The following is a 16,827-nucleotide window of genomic DNA, read 5'->3' on the forward strand; positions in this document are numbered from 1 at the left end:
CTGGGCAATCAAGGAGCAGCCGGGCGGTGCTCGCACTGTGGGCTTCCGTCGGTGGCGAACTGACGGGTGACGTGGTCGCGGGGAGGTATCGAGCGCGGTGTCGTGGTCGGCCTGGTTGGTCTGCGCTCTGGTGGCCGGCGGCGTCGGTTACCTGTCGCTGGCCGGGTTCGTCTGGGCCAATCGCCAGGGCATCGGCAGCCGCCCGCTGGTGGTCATGCTGCTCGCGGTCAAGGTCTGGTCGATCTGTTACGCCCTGGAGCTGAGCAGCACCTCCCCCGAGGTCGCCCAATGGTGGTCGGCGCTCAAGTACTTCGGCGTCGTGGCCCTGCCGCCGGCGCTGTGGAGCTTCGTCTTCGCCTACACCGGGCGTGGGCGGATGACACGAAGATCCACGATCCTGCTGACGATCCACCCGGTCGTCATGATGACCCTCCTCCTGATGCCCGTGACGCGTCCTCTGATCCAGGACTATTCAGACACCAGCCGGGTGCTCAACGCCCAGGTGCCCGGAGCCGGTCCGCTGTTCTGGCCGCACGCGGTCTACGTCTACGTGCTGATGCTGGGCGCCGACTTCGTGCTGATGGCCCGCCTGACCAAGATCGCCCCGCCCTACCGCCGCCAGGGCGCACTCCTGATCGCAGCGTCGTTGCTGCCCTGCTTCGGCAACGTGCTCTGGAACGCCGGCCTGTTCCGGGCCGGGATGGTCGACCCCACGCCGTTCCTCTTCGGCATCACCGCGGTGGTGCTGGTCTGGGGCTTCTTCCGGCTGCGCCTGCTCGACCTCACGCCGGTCGCCCGCGGCATCGTGATCGAGCAGATGAACGACGGCGTGCTGGTGCTCGACGTGTACGGCCGGGTGGTCGACGCGAACGCCGCCGCGGCCTCGATCATCAGCTTCCCTCGCCGGGCCATGATCGGCCGCTACGTGGTGGACGTGGTGCCCGGTCTGGCCACGGTGCTGGAGAAGCTGGAGGTCGGCTCGGCCGTCGACACGGTCGAGGACGAGGTGCTGATCTACCCGGCTCCCGGCGCCGATACCGCCGAGGAGATCCTGCCCGGTTTCTGGGGAGGGCTCTTCACCCGGCCCGAGCCGGCCGGGCCCGAGAAACCACTGCGTCTCACCGGGCGTCCGCTGAAGGTTGTGGACCGCGAGATCGACCGTCACACGGACCCTTCGGGGCTCCCGGGGCCCACCGGACAGGACCGGCACCGGGAGCGGACAGGGGAGCAGCTCGTCCTGGGGCCACCACGCGACGTAGCCGTCTCGATGACCTGGGTGACCGACCCGGTCGGCCGGCAGATCGCGCGGCTGGTGGTGCTGCGCGACGTGACCGAGCGCAACCGCACCGAGCGGCAACTGCGTGAGCTGCTGAACGAGCAGACCCGTCTGTCCGAGACCCTGCGCCAGAGTCTGCGTCCCGCGTCCTTGCCCCAGTTGCCCGCCCTGCGGTTCGCCGCCCGGTCGGTGCCCTCGGCGCGGGGCGAGGGTGTGGGTGGTGACTTCTACGACGTGCACCCGGCCGGCGGTGGTGAGTCCGCGTTCGTGCTCGGCGATGTCTCCGGCAAGGGGGTGCACGCGGCCGTGGTCACCTCGATGGCCCGCTACACCGTGCGCACCCTGAGCGCCCAGGGCTGGACCCCGAGCGAGGTGCTGCGGCAGCTCAACCGGGCTCTGCAGACCCCGGACGACCTGGAACGGTTCTGCACGGTGGTCTACGGGCTGGTCAACGATCCCGGGCCGGACGAGCGGCGGATCCGCGTGACGCTCAGCCTGGGTGGCCACCCACCGCCGCTGCTGCGACGGCACCGCGACGGGTCGGTGCACACGGTCGGGCGTCCCGGCACGGCACTGGGGCTGCTGCCGTCGGTGGACATTCACGAGGTGGTGGTCGATCTCGAAGCAGGGGACGTCCTGCTCGCCTACACGGACGGGGTCACCGAGGCGCGGGTCGGCGACGAGCAGTTCGGTGAGAAACGTCTGGCCGAGGTGCTGGCGGCCGTGCCCCGCGGCATCGGCCCGGCCTGGCCGTCGCCGGCCTGGCGGCGTGAACACCCCGAGTACGAGCGCAATCCGTGGACCGACCAGGCCGGCCAGAGCGAGCAGGGCGGGCCCGGTCATCCGGCGACCCAGCTGGCCGATGCCGTCGCGGATTCCGTGCTGGCCGCGGTGCGGTCGTTCGCGCCGGAACGCGACGACGTGGCGCTTCTGGTGCTGGCGGCGACTTAGGGCGCGTTTTGGAAGTCCATGCCTACTGCGGGGCACCCGGTGGCCGCCTGGCGGCACCGACTTCCAAAACACGCCCTAAGGCCGGATGACCGGGATTCCCTTGGGTTGCGTGACCGCGTCCACCGGGATGTCCGTAGGCGGCAGCGCCGCGTAGGGCTCGTCGTCCATCGGCTCGTAGAGGTCTTCGGGTGGCTCGGCCGGCAACCGCACCGAGAAACAGGTGCGGCCGGGCTGACTGGTCACGTCGACCTGACCCTCGTGGGCGAGCACCACGGCCGACACGATGGACAGCCCCAGGCCGGTGCTGCCCGCCGTTCGTGAACGCGAGTTGTCGCCGCGGGCGAACCGGTTGAACACCTCGGGCAGCAGATCGGGCGCGATGCCCGGCCCGTTGTCGGTGATCGTGAGCAGGGCCACGGGAGCGCCCTGTTCGCTGGTCACCATCCGTAGCGCGGCCTCCACGACGGTGCCGGGAGGGGTGTGCACCCGGGCGTTGGCCATCAGGTTCACCACCACCTGGTGCAGCTGCGCCTCGTCACCGGTCACCACGACCGGTACGTCCGGCAGATTCAGTTGCCAACGGTGGGTGGGTCCGGCCGCGTGCGCGTCGCTGACGGTGTTGACCAGCAGATCCGTGAGATCGACCGGGTCCTTGGCGGTGGGCCGGCCCTCGTCCAGCCGGGCGAGCAGTAACAGCTCCTCCACCAGTCCGCTCATCCGGATCGCCTCGGACTCCACCCGGCTCAGCGAATGCGCGACCTCGGGCGGGACGTGCTGCCCGGTACGGCGGGTGAGTTCGGCGTAACCGCGGATCGAGGCCAGCGGGGTGCGCAGCTCATGACTGGCATCGGCCACGAACCGGCGCATCCGGGCCTCGCTGGCGTTACGCGCCTGCAGGGCGTTGTCGACGTGGCCCAGCAGCGTGTTCAGGGCAGACCCGACCTGTCCGACCTCGGTGGCCGGATCGGTGTCCTGCTCCGGAACCCGGGTGGGGAGAGCGGTCTTGCCCTCGTGCAGGGGCAGTTCCTTGACGCCGGAGGCCACTTCGGCCAGCCGGTTGAGCGGCCGCAGGGTACGTCGCACGATCAGCCCACCGACGAAGGCGACCGTGAGCAGCCCGAAGATGCTCACCGCGATGACCGCGGCGGTCAGGCGCCACACCGCGGCCTGCACCGAACTCAGGGGCAGACCGGTGACCAGGGTGACGTCCTCGCCGTCGCGCTGGATCACCAGACCGATCACCCGGTACTTGCCCAGGTCGTCGCCGAGATCCACGGTGTGGGGCCGGCGGTCGGCGGGAACTGTGCTGACGACGGTCTGCTGGGCGCCGGTCAGCGCCACCCTCTCACCGGTGGCGTTGAGAACGGCGGCGACGCTGACCGTTCCGTCGGCCTTGATCTCCGCGCCGAGCGTGTCCTCACCCTGGCCGGGAGCGTTCAGGAAGCCGGGACCAGGCCCGGTGACGTTCGACGGCCGGTTCTCGGACGGAGACCGGCCGGCGAATTCACGGGAACGCCGCACCGCGGAGGTGAGCTGGTTGTCCAGCCGCTCCTCCAGGAACACCTGCAGCGAGAACACGGCGACCAGGCCGATGACGATGCTGATCGTCGCGGTGAGGGCGATCGACAGCAGGACCAGGCGCCGACGCAGCGTGGTGCGCCCTCTACGCCCCCTGAGCGAGGGCTTCGCGTCGGCGTGCCTGGACCTGCGGGAGCTGACCGACCTCATCCGTAGGGGATCGGGTCAGGCGGCGGCGGGTTTGAGCACGTAGCCCGCACCGCGCACCGTGTGGATCATCGGGGGACGACCTGCGTCGATCTTCTTACGCAGGTAGGAGATGTACAGCTCGACCACGTTGGCCTGGCCGCCGAAGTCGTAGTTCCACACCCGGTCGAGAATCTGGGCCTTGCTCAGTACCCGCCGCGGATTGCGCATCAGGTACCGCAGCAGCTCGAACTCGGTGGCCGTCAGCTTCACCGTGGCCCCGTCGCGGGAGACCTCGTGGCTGTCCTCGTCGAGGATCAGGTCCCCGACCGTCAGCTGCGCGTCCGGCGGCTGGGCGGCCAGGCTGGTGCGGCGGATCAGCCCACGCAGCCGGGCCACCACCTCTTCCAGGCTGAAGGGCTTGGTCACGTAGTCATCGCCACCGGCGGTGATACCGGCGATGCGGTCCTCCACCGAGTCGCGGGCGGTGAGGAAAAGAACCGGGATGTCCCGGTCGTCCTCGCGGAGACGACGAAGCACGTTGAGACCGTCGATGTCGGGCAGCATCACATCGAGCACGACGGCGTCGGGGCGCCAGTCGCGAGCCTCCTTGACGGCGGTGTTGCCGTCGGGAGCGGAACGGACCTGCCAGCCCTCGTAACGCAGAGCCATGGTCAGCAGGTCGGTGAGAGTGCGTTCATCGTCCACCACAAGCACGCGAACGGGCGCGCCGTTGGGGTGGCGTAGGGGGGCGGTCGTCACAGGAATCAAGCTGGTCGCCAAAGCTGAACGACAGCCCCCGTATATCTGTGAAAAGCCTGTGAGCGTGTCCGGAGCGGGGATGTATGTCCAGGTCAGGGCCATTTGCCCGATCATCATGGCTGATTCATAGCGTGACCACAGCCCGCGCGCAGCGGTTTCCGCGACGGTGTGGCGTCCGCTGAACCGCCAGTGCGCCCAAAAGGCCACCGGATAAGGAGATACGAGCTTGAATCTGGGTTTTGGGCTGTACGTCCCACGGGCCGTACGGGCAACGGGGACGGCAACGCGGTGAGTGACGCTACCTCACCCTCCCCCGGTCGCAAGGGCAAGGCTCTTCTGCGCAACCACTGGCTGAACCTCGGTCTCCTCGTGGTGCTGGTGGCGATCGTCGTGATCGCCTACCTCACCGTCGGCACCTCCGATGCCAGCACCGCCACCACCAGCCGCACGGCGACCGTCTCCACGGGTAACGTCACGGCCTCCGTCAGTGGTTCCGGCAACCTGGCGAGCTCGCGCAGCTCCTCCCTGTCCTTCGGTGCCTCCGGCACCGTCACCGCCGTCAAGGTCAAGGTCGGCGACAAGGTCAAGAAGAACCAGATCCTGGCCACCATCGACACCGCCGCCGCACAGCGGGAACTCGCCTCCGCCAAGGCCTCCCTGGCCTCCGCGCAGGCCTCCTACGACGACCTCACCGAGGGTCAGAGCTCCGCCGAGAAGGAGGTGGACTCGCTGGCCCTGGAGACCGCCCAGGACTCGGTCGACTCCGCCCAGGACTCGGTCGACTCCGCGACCACCCAGCTGGCCTCGGACAAGGCGGACGGCGCCCCCTCCGCCACCATCAAGAAGGACAAGGAGACGCTCGCCCAGGCGCGCTCGCAGCTCACCTCGGCCAAGTCGCAGCTGGCGCAGAAGAAGGTGGACATCGAGAAGAACCAGGAAGGTGCCACCGCCGCGCAGCTCGCCGAGGCGAAGGTCAGCATCGCCTCCGCCGAGGTCAGCGTGGAGGACGCCAAGGACGCCCTGGCCGACACCCGGCTGCGGGCGCCGTTCGCCGGCACGATCCTCACGGTCGGTGGCGAGGTCGGTGACAGCGTGAGTTCGGGCTCCTCCTCGTCCTCCTCCGGGAGCGGTACCAGTAGCGCCACCGGCACCGACTCGTCCTCGAGTACCAGCAGTTCCAGTTCTTCCAGCAGCGCGTTCATCAGCCTGGCCGCCACCAGCAAGATGACGGTCACGGCGAGCATCGCCGAGGCCGACATCGGTTCGGTGAAGACCGGTCAGGACGCCGAGATCACGCTCTCCGCCAGCGACGAGACGATGAGCGGCACCGTCAGCGAGATCTCGCCGGAGGGCACCACCAGCAGCAACGTGGTGCAGTACGAGGTGACGATCACGGTCACCGACCCGGTCTCCACCGCCCGGCTCGGCGCGTCGGTCAGCGTGGTCATCACCACCGGTTCCGCGGAAGACGTTCTGGTGCTGCAGACCTCGGCGATCACCACGACCGGCGACACCAGCACGGTCAGCCTGCTGAAGAACGGTGTGGCCACCACCACCGAGGTCGAGATCGGCCTGGAGGGCTCCAGCACCACCGAGATCAAGAGCGGGCTGGCGGCCGGCGACGAGGTGCAGATTCCCACCACGACCGACGATTCATCCTCCAGCAGCGGCGTTCCCGGATTCGGGAGCAGCGGCGGGTTCGGTGGCGGCAGCGGCGGCATGCCTGGTGGAGGCGGTGGCCCGCAGTGACCGAGACAGTACCTCCGCCGGTGGCCGCGAGGACCGCGAGCCGTCCGGTCATCGAGGTGCGTTCCCTGCGGAAGACCTACGGCCTGGGCGACACCGAGGTGCACGCCCTGGCCGGGGTCGACCTGGTGGTCCAGACCGGTGACTACGTGGCGATCATGGGAGCCTCCGGCTCGGGAAAGTCCACACTGATGAACATCATCGGTTGCCTGGACGTGCCCACCCAGGGTCGTTACCTGCTCGATGGTGTCGACACCCGGCGGCTGAACGAGCGCAGTCAGGCCCTGGTGCGTAACCGCAAGATCGGCTTCATCTTCCAGTCGTTCAACCTGATCGCCCGGACCTCGGCGACGGCCAATGTCGAGCTACCGATGGCCTACGGCGGGGTGAAGGCCGCCGAACGTCGTGTGCGGGCCCGTGCGGCCCTGGAACGGGTCGGTCTGGGGGACCGGCTGGACCACATCCCCTCCCAGCTCTCCGGCGGTCAGCAGCAGCGGGTGGCGGTGGCCCGGGCGATCGTGACGAACCCGGTGCTCCTGCTCGCCGACGAGCCCACCGGTGCGCTCGACAGTCGCAGCACGGCCGACATCCTCAACCTGTTCGACGATCTCAGCATGGCCGGGCGCACCCTCTGTGTGATCACCCATGAGGACGATGTGGCCGCCCGGGCCAAGCGCGTGATCCGGTTGCGGGACGGGCAGATCGTGATGGACGAGCGGGTCGCGGGCATCACCGACCCACCTCCGGGGGTTTCCCGATGAGCCGGTTCGCCGAGGCCGCCCGGTTCGCCGTCCGCGGGGTCCTGGGCAACAAGATGCGTTCTGCACTGACCACTCTCGGCATCCTCATCGGGGTCGCGTCGGTGATCATCCTGGTCTCGGTGGGTACCGGGTCCAGTGCCGCGGTGGCCGATCAGATCTCGTCCCTGGGAAGTAACACCCTGACGGTCTCGAGCAGTCAGGGCGGCACGGGTGGACGCGGTGGCGGCGGAGGTGGCGGGGGAGGCTTCCCCGGTGGTGGCGGAGGCGGCGGTTCGGTCGACTCCGGTACCCAGACGAGTGTCGCGGAACTGACCGAGGACGACGCCGGTTCGCTGCTCGACGACGAGCTGGCACCCGACGTGAAGGCGGTCGCCCCGACCGTCGCGGCCAGTTCGGTGACGGCCACCTACACCGGTGCCAGCCACGACGTCACCACGTTCACCGGCACCACCCCGAGCTACCTGGCCATCAACGACTGGAAGGTGTCGAAGGGATCGGCGTTCACCGACTCCGACTACACCGACCGCAAGCGGGTGGCCCTGGTCGGCGTCAGCGTGGCCGAGGATCTGGCCGGCGGTGACGGCAGTGACGTGCTCGACCAGACCGTGCAGTTCAACGGGGTCGAGTTCAGCGTGGTCGGGATCCTGGCCGAGAAGGGCACCAGCGGCAATACCGACCAGGACGACGTGGTGATCGCACCGCTCACGGCGGTGCAGGACACCCTGACCGGTTACGGCTCGGTCGACTCGATCACCGTGCAGGCCACCTCGGCCGAGACGGTGGACGCGGCGCAGTCGGAGGTCGAGGACATCCTCAACTCCCGGCACAAGACCACATCGGACGACGCGGATTTCAGCGTCTCGAACGCCTCGAGTTTCCTCGAGGCGGCGACCAGCACCACCGACACACTGACCGTGCTGCTCGCCGCGGTGGCCGCGATCTCGCTGCTGGTCGGCGGGATCGGCGTCATGAACATCATGCTGGTCACGGTGACCGAGCGGACCCGGGAGATCGGCATCCGTAAGGCCATCGGGGCGCAGAAGTTCGACATCGTCAGCCAGTTCCTGGTCGAGGCCGTGCTGCTGTCGGTCTTCGGCGGTCTGATGGGCGTGCTGATCGGGGTCGTCGGCAGTCAGTTCACGATCGTCGGCGTGAAGCCGGTGATCGAGCCGTACTCGGTCGTGCTGTCCTTCGCTGTCTCCGTGCTCATCGGGCTGTTCTTCGGCCTCTACCCGGCGAACAGGGCGGCGTCGCTGCGCCCGATCGACGCCCTCCGATACGAGTGAACCGCCACCAGCCGGCCCGCAGGATCGGCCGAGCACAACAGGAGCAGACCGCTGTGACCGCTGATTCGACGTCACCCGCCGGGATCGACCGGACCGCTCTGCAACCGGGAGTTCCTTCTCGCGAACAGGTTCCGTACGACCGGAACTGGGACGGCGCCCCGATCCAGCCGGCCGACGACGACCTGGACCTGCTGGCCGAGAGCAACCGCCGGATGGGAAAGGTCACGATCGCCCTGATGGCCGCGGTGCTCGCGGGCCTGGCCTTCATCGGTGGTGTGGCGGTGCAGAAGCAGTTCGGTAGCGCCTCGGGCGGTTCGCCCGGCGGTGGGATGTCGGCGATGGGTGGTGGACAGTCGCGGGGCGGCTACGGCCAGTCCGGCGGAATGCCCGGTGGTGGTGGCGGTTACGGTGGCGGGTTCGGTGCCCAGAGCGGTGCTCAGAGCGGTGCTCAGAGTGGCGCCGCCGGGGGGTCGGCAGGCTCCTCGGGGAACCAGGCGTCCACCAGCCCGGTGGTCGTCGGCACCGTGACCAAGGTGTCGGGCCGCACGCTCACGGTGAAGAACTTCTCGGGTACGGCCGTGACCGTGAAAGTGCCTCAGGGAACCACGGTCACCGACTCGTCCGCCACGGCGCTCTCCGGCCTGGCCCAGGGCGTCTCGGTGTCGGTGGTGGGTACGAAGGCGGACAACGGTGTCGTCACGGCGACGAGCATCACCGCCTCCTAAGAGTTTTCGTTCTCGGATGACGGAAGAAGGAGCAATACCGATGGTTCGCAACCGCAGAACCCTGACCGCGGTGGCAATCGCCCCGATGATCGCGCTGACGCTGGCCGCCTGTGGGGGAGGCTCGTCGGGTTCGACCTCGTCCGCGGCGTCCGCGACAGCGGCCGGGCCCGGCGGTGGCGGCGGTGGCAACGGCCAGTTCCAGCAGATTCAGGAATGTCTGACGGCGGCCGGTATCGACCTGCCGACCCCGAGCGGCACGCAGAACGGCACACCCGGCGCCATGCCGACCGACCGGCCGACCGACATGCCCACCGCGGGTTCGTCCGACCGCCCGACCGACATGCCCAGCGCCGGTGCGAGCGGCGGCCCGGGTGGGGGTGGCGGCATGGGTGGTGGCATGGGTGGTGGCATGAGCGAGGTCCTCCAGGACGAGGACGCCCAGGCCGCACTCAAGGCCTGCGGCATCGAGCTCTCCACCGCAGCCCCCACGGCAACCCCCACGGCAACGGCCACCGCGAGCTGACAACCCCGCTCCACCCTTCGTGATCATGCAAAGTGTCCCCGGCGTTCTAGAACTCTGGCACTGAGAGTTCTAGAAGTGCGGGGACACTTTGCATGATCACGGCAATGATTTTGTGGGGCTCGGCCGCCCCGAGGGTTCAGGCCCGGGTGTCGAACAGCAGGCCGTCCTGCAGCACCGAGGCCAGGGTCGAGGAGCTGACGCCGGCGTTGTCGGCCAGGTCGGCCAGGCTGGTGCCGTTCTGCAGGCTGCTGAGCAGCGAGGTGGAGTCGGTGTCCAGCAGCGAGCTCAGGGTGTTCAGGGTGCTCTGCTGATCGCTGGTCAGGGTGCCGCTGAGCAGGCCGGTCGTGCTGTTGGAGGGAGCCGGCGGGGGCGGGGGCGGAGGGCCCTGGGGGGCGCTGCCACCGCTGGGGCCGCCGACTCCGCCGACCCTGTCGATGATCGAGTCGACGATGCTGTCCGCGTCCGACCGGGAGGCGCCGTCGGAGGGCATACCGGCCTTCAGGGCCGCCGCCAGATCGTCGCGGGAGACGCCCTGGGTCTTCGCGATGTCGGCCAGGGTCTTGCCGTCCTGCAACTGACCGGACAGGTCACTGGTGCTCAGCCCCAGGGCCTGGGCGGCCACGCCGAGCGCACTACCGCTCTGGCTCGGGGCGTTGCGCTGACTCACCAGCGCCTGGGCGGCCCCGGCCAAGGAGGAACTACTGATCGAGCTGATGGACATGGCGGTGCAGCTCCCTTCGCGACGACCGAGTCTCGGTGCGTACCGATGAAGTCGTCGGGCCGGGCCGATTCTTCAGGGATTATGCGGGGCTCACAGTGCCTTCACACCTGTGGGGCGGCGTTTTACTCAGAGGTGGGACGGAATCGCCGCGGGGTAGAGTTCTAGATCTCACGTAACACGCCGGAAGCATGAGCCGCCGGCTCAGAGCCCACATCGTGCCGACCTACAGCTTGTGAGTGTGACTGCAGTGAGCAACAAGAAGCTTCCCGCCGCCGGCGTCAAGATCCTGCTGCTGGAGAACATCCACCCGGATGCGGTCGCCTCCTTCGAGGCGGTCGGCGCCGAGGTGGTCTCGATCGAGCGGGCGTTGGACGAGGACGAGCTGATCGAGCAGGCGGCGGGCGTGCACCTGCTGGGCATCCGCTCCAAGACCAACGTCACCGACCGGGTGCTGGCGGAGCTTCCCGACCTGCTCGCGATCGGCGCGTTCTGCATCGGTACCAACCAGATCGACGTGGCGGCGGCGCAGAGCCGGGGCGTGGCCGTGTTCAACGCGCCGTTCTCCAACACCCGCAGCGTGGTCGAGCTGGCCCTGGCCGAGATCATCGCGATGACGCGGCGCCTGACCGAGAAAGACCGCGGCATGCACGCGGGCGTCTGGGACAAGAGCGCCACCGGTCTGCACGAGGTGCGCGGCCGCAAGCTCGGCATCGTCGGTTACGGCAACATCGGCACCCAGCTCTCCGTGCTCGCCGAGAACCTGGGCATGGAGGTGCTGTTCTACGACACCGCCGACCGCCTGCCGCTGGGCAACGCCCGGCAGATCCACACCCTCGAAGAGCTGCTGGCCAAGGTCGACGTGGTCACGCTGCACGTCGACGGTCGCAAGGGCAACGCCGACTTCTTCGGTGACGAGCAGTTCGCCCTGATGAAGCACGGCGCGATCTTCCTGAACCTGAGTCGCGGCTTCGTGGTCGACCAGGAGGCGCTGCGCCGCCGCCTGGAGTCGGGGCAGCTGGCCGGTGCCGCGATCGACGTGTTCCCCGAAGAGCCCAAGGGCCGGGGCGACAAGTTCGTCTCCCCGCTGCAGGGCATGCCCAACGTGATCCTCACGCCGCACATCGGTGGTTCCACCGAGGAGGCGCAGCAGGACATCGGCCGGTTCGTCGCGGGCAAGCTGCGTGACTACACGATCCACGGCAGCACGGCCCTGAGCATCAACTTCCCGCCGCTGGCCACCCCGGAGCACGAGGCCACCCGTCTGGTGCACATCCACCGCAACACCCCGGGCGTGCTGGCCGCGATCAACGGCGTGCTGGCCGAGGAGAAGGTCAACATCGACGGTCAGACCCTGGGCACCCGTGGCGACATCGGCTACGTGATCACCGACATCGCCGCCGAGCCCACCGAGCAGGCCATCGAGGCCCTGCGCAACCTGCACGACACGATCCGGGTGCGTCAGCTCCGCCTCGGCTGAACTCCAGCAGTTCGTGATCATGCGAACTTTCCCCGGGAAAAGTCCGCATGATCACGAACTGGGTTTTCTTTTACTTCTTTCCCCGGGCGGCGAGGAAACGATCGTTTCCCTCCCGCACGTCCACCATCGGCTCGGGGTAATCGAGCTTTTTGCGGACGTCGGGGGGCAGCTTCCAGGGGGTGTGCACCTTGGGCCCGCCCACCTCGGAGAGCTCCGGCACGTACCGCCGCACGTAGTCGCCCTGGGCGTCGTAGCGCAGGGCCTGGGTGGTCACGTCGAGCACCCGGTTGAACCGGGAATCGGTGCCGGTGCCGGCCACCCACTGCCAGTTCATGGTGTTGTTCGCGGTGTCGCCGTCGAGCAGGTGGTCGATGAAGTGCTGGGCACCCCACCGCCAGTCCAGGTACAGCGTCTTGGTGAGGAAGTGCCCGACCACCAGGCGGGCCCGGTTGTGCATCCACCCCTCGTCGAGCAACTGACGCATGGCGGCGTCCACCAACGGCCACCCCGTGCGTCCGTTCTTCCACTTCTCGAACTCGCGCTGGGCGTCCGCCCCCGTGCGCCAGCGGTCGTGCCGGGTGCGGAAGTCCTGGCGGGTCGACGACGGGTGCGCCGCCAGCACCTGATGGTGGAAGTCGCGCCAGGCCACCTGCCGCACGAAGCCCTCGGCGTGCGCGGCCTGCGTCACCACCTCGAGCGGTGAGAGACAACCGAAGTGCAGGTAGGGGGAGATGCGGCTGGTGCGGTCGCCGGCCAGGTCGTCGTGGCCGTCCTCGTAGTCTTCGGCGTGCCGGTCGAGCCAGGCCGAGAACAGTTTCCGGCCCGCGCTCTCCCCTCCCCGGGCGAGCGAGGGGGCGGTCGGTCCCGGGCTGATGGAGGACGAGGTGGGCACCTTTCCCATCGGCAGTTCCGGCATCGACAGCTCGCGTGGGGGAGCCAGGGGAGAGCGCCGCGGCGCCTTCTCCCACTTGCGGTGGTACGGCGTGAACACGGCCATGTGGTTCTTGCCGACCGCCGTCACCTGCCCCGGAGGCACCACGAACAGCGAGTCGTCGTGCACGTGGAGATCGCACTCCAGCGGTGCGAGGGTCTCGCGCAGCGCGTCTTCGCGGCGCTGGGCGAAGGCGCTCGCGTCACCGGCCATGTGCACGGCCCGCGCCCTCACCGCCTTCGCCACCTTCGCGACCTCCGAAGCCACCTCGCCCCGGCGGATCACCAGCCCGGCACCCCGCTCCTCCAGACAGGACGCCAGGTCGGCCAGGCTCTCGGCGAGGAACCGGCCCCGGTTGGGACGGTTGTAGGAACCGTCGAGGATCTTGGGGTCGAGCACGAAGAGCGGCACCACCGGGCCGTCACCGGCCGCCGCGTGCAGGGCCGGGTTGTCGTGCACCCGCAGGTCCCGGGTGAACAGGACGATGGATGGCGCAGTCTGATCACTCACGGCGTCTTTTCTACCGCTCAGCGGAGTGACCCGCCTCTCAGAACTGGCTCGCGACCTGGGATTTTATGCCCGAAGTCGACGTGGTGCGTGAATGTCGAGCCGCAGGGTGCGGGAGTGCTGGATAACGTCGTCGTTCGATGTGTTCAGCCCGGGAACTGCCGTGACGAAGGCGCCGGCGGTCGGCTGACGAGCACCTGACACCTACCCGACCCGCCGCGATCCGTCGTGGGCGGCAACGGGAAGGAGATACGTGGACCTCGATTTCTGGACCCAACTGCTCCTGGTCGCGGTGGCGGCCGTCGCCGCCGGCGTGATCGCCTGGAGCCTCACCTGGATCGCCCGGTGGGCCGGCCGGCGCCGGGACTCCGGTGGCCTGCTGGCCATCCACCGGCTGTGCCGCCACCCGTTCATCCTCACCGCGGTGGCGATCGCCGTGGAGGTGACCCTGCAGGCCATCAACGGCATCAGCCCGGGCTGGACCCGCACCGGTGGGATCGCGGTGATCCTGGCCGCCTGCTGGCTGATCGTCCGATCGCTGCAGGTGGGCGAGGAGATCCTGTTCTGGCGGCTACGGATGGACGTGGCTGACAACCGCCGGGTCCGTCGACTGCGGACCCAGATCACCCTGGTCCGCCGGGTGCTCGGGGTGGTGGTGGTCCTGGTCGGGATCGCCGCCGTACTGATGTCGATCCCGCAGATGCGCACGTTCGGGGCCTCGCTGCTGGCCTCGGCCGGTATCGCGGGAATCCTGGCCGGTCTCGCCGCGCAGACCACGCTGGGCAACATGTTCGCCGGGCTCCAGCTGGCCTTCACCGACGCCGTCCGGATCGACGACGTGGTGGTGATCGAGGACGAGTGGGGCTGGATCGAGGAGATCACCCTCACCTACGTGGTGGTGCACCTCTGGGACGAACGTCGCCTGGTGCTGCCGACCAGCTGGTTCACCACGAACCCGTTCCAGAACTGGACGCGCAACGAGGCCCGGGTGCTGGGATCGGTGATTCTCTACCTGGATTACGCCACCCCGCTGACCGAGCTACGGCACTACGCGCAGTCCGTCATCGACGCCAACCCGCTGTGGGACCGCCAGGCCTGGGTGCTGCAGGTCGCCGACACCACCGAGACCACGATGGTGGTGCGGGTGCTGGCCTCCGCCCACGACGGCCCGGCCGCCTGGGACCTGCGGTGCGACATCCGTGAGGCCCTGCTGACCTGGCTGCAGAAGAACCACCCGGAGTCGCTGCCGGTGCAGCGCAACATCGGTGGCGCCGAGCAGACCTACGCCGACGGTGTGGTCACCTCGAAGGAGGCCGGTCTCAACGGTGCCGTGCGCCCGCAGCGCGATGAACCGCACCTGCCCGACCCGCAGACCGCCCACCTCGACCTGCAGACGCCCGACCACTCGGGCGAGGACGAGCAGGACGACTGCCTCGACGAGAGCAAGCCGCTGGGCGAGGCGACCTTCAGCAACTCCGGTACGGAGCGGCCCGCGGAGACGGTGGGCCCGGACGGTGCGCTGACGGACGGCTCACTGGTGGGAGTGCCGGCCGCGCGCACGCAGGACCGTGGGGCGAAGGTGCGGTAGCGCCAGCAGTCCGGCCGCCCCGATCAGGCCGGAGGCGGCGATCACGGTGCTGGGTGCCAGCCACTGGGCCGCCGCCCCGGCCAGCAGGATGGCCAGACTCTGCCCGCCGTAGAGCCCGGCGATCGCGATGCCGAAGGCCCGGGTACGCATGGCCGGCGGGATGCTCGAGGCGAACTGGGTGTTGGCCACCACCTGGAACGCCTGCCCCAGCCCACAGAGCACGAACATGGCCAGGCTCACCGTCAGACCCGGGCGCAGCGCGATGACCAGCAACGGAACCGTGCCGACGAGGGCCAGCGGGTACATCAGGCGGGAGGCGGTGCGGGGCGCCGCGAACCGGCCGATCGCCAGCCCGCCCACCACACTGCCCGCCGCCGCTGCGGCCATGATCAGCCCGACCACGCTGGAGCCGTGGCCCAGCTCGGCGGCGTAGGCGGTCGCGATGGCCTCCGGCACGATCGCGTAGGCCGCGCCGACGATCCCCAGCATCAGGGGGAACCAGATCTGCGCGTCACCGCGCACCACGCCCAGCCCCGCGATCATGTCGCCCCACACCGAATTGCCTGAGGACGCCTTCCCGCTCGCCTTCCGCTGTACGCGGCGGGCCTGCGCGGCCCGCCGGCCCCGGAGCCGCAGGCGGGAGCGGCGCCGGGTCGGTGGGGTGTGGTCGTCCGTGCGACTGCGCGGGCCCGGTACCTGAGTAGAAGCACGGGTAGAGGCACTGGTGGAGACACTGGTGCGGGCGACGCGCTGCATCACCGGCACGGTCTGCTGACGGCGCTGGAGCGGGACGCCGGGGGTCCGGGCCGGAGGTGGGGCTTCGTCCTCGGCCGGTTCTTCCGGCTGCGCTTCGGGCTCTTCGTGCTCTTCGGGTTCGGCCTTCGAGGCGGCGGGGGCCGGCCGGGCGACCAGACCCGCCCGCAACAGGGCCGCCGAGACCAGGAAGGTGAAGCAATTCAGGGCGAGCACGCCGGGCGCGCTGAGGGCGAGCACCAGTGCGCCACCCACCGCGAAGCCGGCGAGCTGGGCGATCTGGTGCACGGCCTGTCGCAGGGACATGCCGACCGGATAGGTGTTGCCCGTCAGGATCTGCGCGAGCAGGGCCGAGCGGGCCGCGTCGAACGGGGGTGCGAACATCGCGGCCAGGAACACCAGCCCGGCGACCCCCAGCGACGGCATGCCCGGTAGGGCGGCGATCGCGATGAGCAGGGCCCGGCCCAGGTCACAGGCCACCATCACCGACCGGCCCGGGAACCGCTCGGCCCAGGCCGCCAGCAGCGGACCCCCGAGCAGCCAGGGCACATAGGCGGTGGCGTAGCCGGCGGCGGCGAGCAGCGGCGAACCGCTGTCCTGGTAGAGCAGCACAGCCACCGCGACGGCGGCGATCTGGTCGCCGATCAGGGAGAACAGGTCCGCGGCGAAGACCGCGCGGAACTCCCGTACCCCGAACACGTCCCGGTACCGGGACGGTCGATCGTCACCTGCCGAAGCCGATTCGGTTGCCGCTGCTGCTGTCTCGGTCGCCGTCGCTGTCTCGGCCGCGGCGATGGCCTGCGCGGCAGGCCCTTCCAGCGTGTCCGGGTGGTTCCCGGACTCGCCGGGGTTCACCGGACCCGCGTCACGGTCGGCTTTCCTGCCTCCAGGACCGAAGTCCTCGAGTTCGATCGGTGGATCTGCCGCTCTCGTCGACACGCCTTGTCGTCTCCCCTGTCACGCCCGCCGTCCTTGCCCGTGGTGCCGCCCTCACAGCGCCCAGGCCCGCTCGTCATGTTTCTGGTGTTACTGGTGAAACTGGTGGTACTAGTGCCAAAACCGCGACCGGCCCCCATGCCGTGAGGCTGGGGGCAGTGCGCGTGATTCGTTGCCGTA

13 protein-coding genes are annotated in these 16,827 nt (G+C 69.3%); 8 read left to right on the forward strand and 5 right to left on the reverse strand.

All coding sequences use genetic code 11. The features are described 5' to 3' along the window. Nucleotides 1-97: 97 nt before the first annotated feature. The gene (locus QSK05_RS03200) at nucleotides 98-2,227 is read left to right on the forward strand and encodes a histidine kinase N-terminal 7TM domain-containing protein (RefSeq protein WP_285593705.1); all 2,130 of its coding nucleotides are present in this window, start codon (nucleotides 98-100) and stop codon (nucleotides 2,225-2,227) included. Between the two features lie 75 nt (nucleotides 2,228-2,302). Here the strand turns inward: QSK05_RS03200 and QSK05_RS03205 are convergent, their stop codons facing one another. Both QSK05_RS03205 and QSK05_RS03210 read right to left on the reverse strand, forming a co-directional pair. Further along, the gene (locus QSK05_RS03205; RefSeq protein WP_285593707.1) at nucleotides 2,303-3,955 is read right to left on the reverse strand and encodes a sensor histidine kinase; all 1,653 of its coding nucleotides are present in this window, start codon (nucleotides 3,953-3,955) and stop codon (nucleotides 2,303-2,305) included. A 15-nt stretch (nucleotides 3,956-3,970) separates the two neighbouring features. Beyond that, nucleotides 3,971-4,693, reverse strand: coding sequence for a response regulator transcription factor (locus QSK05_RS03210; RefSeq protein WP_285593708.1), 723 nt, complete (start codon nucleotides 4,691-4,693; stop codon nucleotides 3,971-3,973). A gap of 288 nt (nucleotides 4,694-4,981) precedes the next feature. Between QSK05_RS03210 and QSK05_RS03215 the strand changes: the two genes are divergently transcribed. From QSK05_RS03215 to QSK05_RS03235, 5 genes are read left to right on the forward strand one after another with little or no spacing between them, the layout of a single operon-like run. After that, nucleotides 4,982-6,442, forward strand: coding sequence for an RND family efflux transporter (locus QSK05_RS03215; protein WP_285593710.1), 1,461 nt, complete (start codon nucleotides 4,982-4,984; stop codon nucleotides 6,440-6,442). After that, a complete protein-coding gene (locus QSK05_RS03220) occupies nucleotides 6,439-7,200 on the forward strand; it encodes an ABC transporter ATP-binding protein (RefSeq protein ID WP_285593711.1) in 762 nt (253 codons plus the stop codon). The genes QSK05_RS03215 and QSK05_RS03220 overlap by 4 nt, the downstream gene beginning before the upstream one ends. Further along, nucleotides 7,197-8,486, forward strand: a complete 1,290-nt coding sequence (locus QSK05_RS03225) for an ABC transporter permease (protein ID WP_285593712.1) — start codon at nucleotides 7,197-7,199, stop codon at nucleotides 8,484-8,486. The genes QSK05_RS03220 and QSK05_RS03225 overlap by 4 nt, the downstream gene beginning before the upstream one ends. A gap of 53 nt (nucleotides 8,487-8,539) precedes the next feature. After that, nucleotides 8,540-9,211, forward strand: a complete 672-nt coding sequence (locus QSK05_RS03230; RefSeq protein ID WP_285593713.1) for a DUF5666 domain-containing protein — start codon at nucleotides 8,540-8,542, stop codon at nucleotides 9,209-9,211. A 40-nt stretch (nucleotides 9,212-9,251) separates the two neighbouring features. Next, the gene (locus tag QSK05_RS03235; RefSeq protein ID WP_285593715.1) at nucleotides 9,252-9,734 is read left to right on the forward strand and encodes a hypothetical protein; all 483 of its coding nucleotides are present in this window, start codon (nucleotides 9,252-9,254) and stop codon (nucleotides 9,732-9,734) included. Nucleotides 9,735-9,870: 136 nt separating this feature from the next. On the opposite strand, the gene QSK05_RS03240 is transcribed toward QSK05_RS03235, so the two are convergent. After that, nucleotides 9,871-10,455, reverse strand: a complete 585-nt coding sequence (locus QSK05_RS03240) for a hypothetical protein (RefSeq protein WP_285593717.1) — start codon at nucleotides 10,453-10,455, stop codon at nucleotides 9,871-9,873. 247 nt (nucleotides 10,456-10,702) lie between these two features. Between QSK05_RS03240 and serA the strand changes: the two genes are divergently transcribed. Then, nucleotides 10,703-11,932 (forward strand): phosphoglycerate dehydrogenase, encoded by a 1,230-nt coding sequence (gene serA / locus QSK05_RS03245; RefSeq protein WP_285593719.1) that lies wholly within the window; start codon nucleotides 10,703-10,705, stop codon nucleotides 11,930-11,932. Between the two features lie 70 nt (nucleotides 11,933-12,002). On the opposite strand, the gene QSK05_RS03250 is transcribed toward serA, so the two are convergent. Beyond that, on the reverse strand, nucleotides 12,003-13,373 hold the full coding sequence (locus QSK05_RS03250; protein ID WP_285593721.1) for a cryptochrome/photolyase family protein: 1,371 nt from the start codon (nucleotides 13,371-13,373) through the stop codon (nucleotides 12,003-12,005). Between the two features lie 250 nt (nucleotides 13,374-13,623). On the opposite strand from QSK05_RS03250, the gene QSK05_RS03255 reads away from it, so the two are divergent. Then, the gene (locus QSK05_RS03255) at nucleotides 13,624-14,958 is read left to right on the forward strand and encodes a mechanosensitive ion channel family protein (protein ID WP_285593723.1); all 1,335 of its coding nucleotides are present in this window, start codon (nucleotides 13,624-13,626) and stop codon (nucleotides 14,956-14,958) included. Here QSK05_RS03255 and QSK05_RS03260 read toward each other — a convergent pair. Continuing rightward, the gene (locus QSK05_RS03260) at nucleotides 14,902-16,650 is read right to left on the reverse strand and encodes an MFS transporter (protein WP_285593725.1); all 1,749 of its coding nucleotides are present in this window, start codon (nucleotides 16,648-16,650) and stop codon (nucleotides 14,902-14,904) included. The genes QSK05_RS03255 and QSK05_RS03260 overlap by 57 nt on opposite strands. Nucleotides 16,651-16,827 lie beyond the last annotated feature (177 nt).

The sequence above is a fragment of the Kineosporia sp. NBRC 101731 genome (assembly GCF_030269305.1).
Lineage (GTDB): Bacteria > Actinomycetota > Actinomycetes > Actinomycetales > Kineosporiaceae > Kineosporia.